Annotated in this window: 4 protein-coding genes and 1 pseudogene; all 5 read left to right on the top strand. The window is 62.6% G+C overall.

Features of this window, described 5'->3' with window-relative positions:
• On the top strand, positions 1-696 hold a 696-nt coding region (locus GM79_RS17425), incomplete at its 5' end, for an IS5 family transposase (protein WP_035561153.1).
• Between the two features lie 253 nt (positions 697-949).
• Positions 950-1,702, top strand: a pseudogene (locus GM79_RS26150) (DUF4158 domain-containing protein).
• Entirely contained in the window at positions 1,605-2,300 is a 696-nt protein-coding gene (locus GM79_RS26145) for a Tn3 family transposase (protein ID WP_235184100.1), read from the top strand. The pseudogene GM79_RS26150 and the gene GM79_RS26145 overlap by 98 nt, the downstream one beginning before the upstream one ends.
• Positions 2,301-2,419: 119 nt before the next feature.
• Positions 2,420-2,752: a Tn3 family transposase gene (locus GM79_RS26140; RefSeq protein WP_235184099.1), complete on the top strand. Its 333-nt coding sequence runs from the start codon at positions 2,420-2,422 to the stop codon at positions 2,750-2,752.
• Positions 2,753-3,169: 417 nt separating this feature from the next.
• Positions 3,170-4,273, top strand: coding sequence for an ISAs1 family transposase (locus GM79_RS17415; RefSeq protein ID WP_035559885.1), 1,104 nt, complete (start codon positions 3,170-3,172; stop codon positions 4,271-4,273).
• Positions 4,274-4,286 lie beyond the last annotated feature (13 nt).

Below are 4,286 nucleotides of genomic sequence, written 5' to 3'. Positions count from 1 at the left end.
TTTTTTGCCATCTACTATATTTTGGTTACGGGGATGCAGTGGAAGGCCTTGCCGCGGTGCTTGGGGGCAACCTCCACGGTCCATGACCGGTTCCAGCAGTGGGCCCAGGCTGGCGTTTTTAAGCGGCTTTGGACCAGCGGCTTGGTGCAGTTACAGGCCGAAGGCCGCCTGGATTGGGACTGGCAGTGTCTGGATGCCTGCCAGACCAAGGCCCCGCTTGGCGGCGAGGCCGTCGGCCCCAACCCGACGGACCGGGGCAAGGGCGGCGTCAAACGCCACGTGCTGACCGAGGCTCAGGGCTTGCCCGTCGGCGTGGCCGTGACCGGAGCCAACGTCCACGAAGTGACGCAAGTACAGGCCGTACTCGATTCGATGCCCGTGCTGCCCCCACCGGCCGAAGGCGATTTCGCCCCCGGTTTCTGCGCCGACAAGGGCTACGACGCCGAGGCCATTCGGCGCCTACTGGCCCAGTGGGGCTACCGGGTGCACATCCTGAGCCGGGGAGAGGAAGCCGACAAATGCCGCACCCCCGGCTACCGCGCCCGTCGCTGGGTCGTCGAGCGCACCCACGCCTGGTTCCACCGTTTCCGCCGCCTGCTCATCCGCTGGGAAAAGAAAGTCGCCAACTACGAAGCCCTCCTCCACCTGGCTTGCGCAAACACCGTCTGGCGACACTCCCTCCTATTTTTCGGATAGGCTCTAAGTAAGTGTCCCCAAGATGCGTCGAACTGTATCCCTTCTGGCCCCAGTACGCCCAACGTCACAGCCATCTATTCGCTAGTGCTGGTAAAGTTGGAGTGGCTCATAAAAGCAATCGTTCTGCGTTAAGGAAAAGGCCGTTTTTCTGAACAAGAGTGAACAGGTGGGCAGCAGTTAATTGGCGTTCAATTTACCGAATGGGACGGAATCGCCACCCTTAGCCGGCCAATTTCCTTACACTCCTGCCCCCATGCCACGTCGTTCCACTTTGTCGGCAGCAGAACGGGAGCAACTCCTGGCACTCCCCGAAAGCCCGGAGGAGTTCATCCGGCAGTACACCTTCAGTGAAGCCAACCTGCCGCTGATTCACCAGCACCGGGAAGCGACCAATCGTCTGGGTTTCGCCGTGCAACGCTGCTACCTGCGCTTTCCGGGCGTGGTGCTGGGCACGGACCAGTTGCCGGCTTCGTCGCTACTCGCGTTTGTGGCCACCCAGTGGAAGCTGGCAGTACCGGACTGGGCCGTGTATGGCCAGCGCGAGCAGACCCGGCGCGAATACCTGCTGCAACTATAAGCAACTTTTGGGTTCCAGCCGTTTGGCCTGCCGCATTACCGGGCCGCCCTGCCGTGGCTGGCCGAAGTCGCCTGGCAAACAGAAAAGGGCTTGGTGCTGGTCCAGGCGCTGCTGGGGCACTTGCGCCGCCAGGGCATCCTGTTGCCTCGCATCGCCGTCCTCGAACGCCTCGGTGCGCAGGCCTTGACGCGGGCTTTACCAGAGGCTGACCGAGGACGTGACCCCGGAAACCCGGCAGGTGTTGAAAAATCTGCTAACCCGCCGCGAGGGCAGCGCCCTGACGTGGTTGACGTGATTACGACAAGCCCCGGCGGTCCCCAATTCGCGGCAGGTGCTGGAACACCTGGCCCGCCTGGTGGCCTGGCAACAGGTGGGCCTGCCGGCGGAGCTGGCGCGGCGGGTCCATCAAAACCGGCTGCTCAAAAATAGCCCGGGAAGGCGGACAGAGTACACCCGCCGACCTGGCCAAGTTCGAGCCGGCGCGTCGCCTAGCCACGCTGGTGGCCCAGGCCCTGGAAGGCATGGCCACCAGCGTGGACGAACTGCTCGCCCTGCCCAACTTTTCTGGCTCCAGGGCTGGCACATTCGCAACGACATCTATACGCTGGCCCTGGCCGAGCTGGTCAACGCGCAACTGCGCCACCCCTTCGCGGCCCACTGGGCAACGGTACCACCTCGTCGTCGGATGGGCAGTGGTTTCGCGCTGGGGGCCGGGCCGAAAGCACCGGGCACATCAATCCTACAGTACGGGGCCGAGCCGGGCCTGCTGTTCTACACCCACGTCTCGGACCAGTACGCCCCCGTCAGCAGCCAGGTCCTCAACGTAGGAGTCCGGGATGCCACATATGTACTGGACGGCTTGCTCTACCACGAATCCGACCTGCGCATCGCCGAGCACTACACCGACACGGCCGGCTTTACCGACCACCTGTTTGCCGTCATGCCGCTGCTGAGCTACCGCTTCGCTTCCCGCATCCGCGACCTGAGCGACACGAAGTTGTACCTGTCGCCGGGCTCCGCAGCTTAAGCTGCCTTGCTGCCCGTGCTGGGTGGTACGCTCAACGTGCGCCAGAACGGGCTGGCCGTGGCCCTGCGCGAACTGGGCCGCATCGAGCAGAACTCACCTATCTGGACTGACTGCAAAGCGTGACCTTGCGCCGCCGCGTACAGGTGGGGTTCAATGAAGGCGAAGCGCGCAACGCGCTGGCATGGGCCGTGTTCTTCCACCGACTGGGCGAAATTCAGGACCGGGCCAGTGGCCTGAATCTGCTTACGGCCGCCATCGTGTTGTGCAACACGGTGTACCTGCAGCGCGCCGTGCAGGCCCTGCGTGCCCACGGCCAGCCCTTGAACGAAGCGCTGTTGTCCTATTTGTCGCCGCTGGGCGGGGAAAACATCAACCTGATGAAAGACTATTCGTGGCGCACCAAACGCGCAACTGGTAAGCTTCAGCCCATACGGCCCTTTCCCAAACCTTAACGTGCGATTTATTCTGTTTTCTGAGAGGCCCCCAACTAGATGAGAGCATCAAAAAGTATGGGGCAGTCCGGATGGTGCAGCCAGCCAACTAGGCTCATACTCGGTGTCCGAAAATGGGAGCAGAGTAGCAAGAAATCATTTCGGGCAGTTGCCCCACACTTTTTGATGCTCTCCAAGAATAGAGAGCAGCGGATGGCGAAAGTTGCCACTGGCGTGCCAAAAATCGGCACCTCGGCCAAATGAGTGAGCAAGGACATGCCCGCAAAGGTCTGACCAGATGGGCCGTGCGAATGAGGTTCGTTAGGGTGTAGGAGGCATTAATTGTCAGATTCCGATAGTGAGCGTTTGGCCAGCCGTCTGCCAGACTAACCGCACTATGTGCGCAAGGGTAAATTTGCGGCTTACCCCCTTGGTTCGATGTCGTTACTCACCCACTTAGCCGACGTGCCGGACTTCCGGCGGCAGAATAAAAACTTTCGCCACAAACTATTAGACATTCTCGTTATCAGCGTGCTAGCTGTGCTGAGCGGGGCCGACGATTTTGAGGAAATCGCCTGGTTTGGCCAGCAGAAAGAACCCGTCTTTCGGCGCTACCTCTCGCTGGACAACGGTATTCCGTCCGACGATACCTTCCGGCGGGTCTTTCAGCACCTGGACGCGGCGGCGTTCAACGCGGCCTTTCTGGCCTGGATGCGGCAGGTGCTGCCCGCCGACCAACTCGGCCAGGTTTGTATCGACGGTAAGACCCTGCGCGGCTCCGGCCCGCAGGCGCTGCACGTGGTGTCGGCCGTGGCCAGCGCCCAGGGCCTGAGCCTGGCCCAGGTGGCCACGGCGGGCAAAGGCCACGAACTGGCGGCCATCCCCGACGTACTGGCCCTACTCGACGTACGCGGCTGCCTCGTCAGCCTCGATGCGCTCAGCTGCCAACCTGCCATCGCGGCCCAGATTTGCCAGCAAGGCGGTGATTACCTGCTGGCCCTCAAGGAGAACCAGGCCACGCTCTTGGCCGAGGCCGAACGCGCCCTGGCTCAGGTGCCCGCTCGGCAGACGCTCGAATCCTGGAGCCTGGCCTCCCACAACACCCCGCTCTGCACCCAGGTCAGCGTCCAAACCGACCTGCGCTGGGTCGATGAAGAAGGCCGTTGGCCGGGGCTGGCCGCCCTGGTCCGGGTCGCGACCACCCGCCACCCGGTCGACGGACCGGCCCAGTCGCAGGCCGTGCGCTACTACCTCAGCAGCCGCGCGAGCCTGACCCCGGCCCAGGCCACGGCCGCCGTGCGCGACCACTGGGCCATTGAAAACAAGCTCCACTGGCACCTGGACGTGACGCTGGGCGAAGACGCCCACCGCTTGCGCCAGGCCCAAGCCGTGGAAAACCTGGCCCTCGTGCGCAAAATGGCGCTTAACCTGCTGCAACAGGACCCCACACGGGTCAGCATCAAGAAAAAACGAAAGCGGCTCGGATGGAACGATGCCTATTTAGAAGAGCTGCTGACCCAGATTTGCCACCAACTTGCATAGTGCGGTTAGTCTG

It is taken from the genome of Hymenobacter sp. IS2118, from assembly GCF_000715495.1.
Classification (GTDB): Bacteria; Bacteroidota; Bacteroidia; order Cytophagales; family Hymenobacteraceae; genus Hymenobacter.
This window is presented reverse-complemented; position numbering and strand designations above follow the sequence as displayed.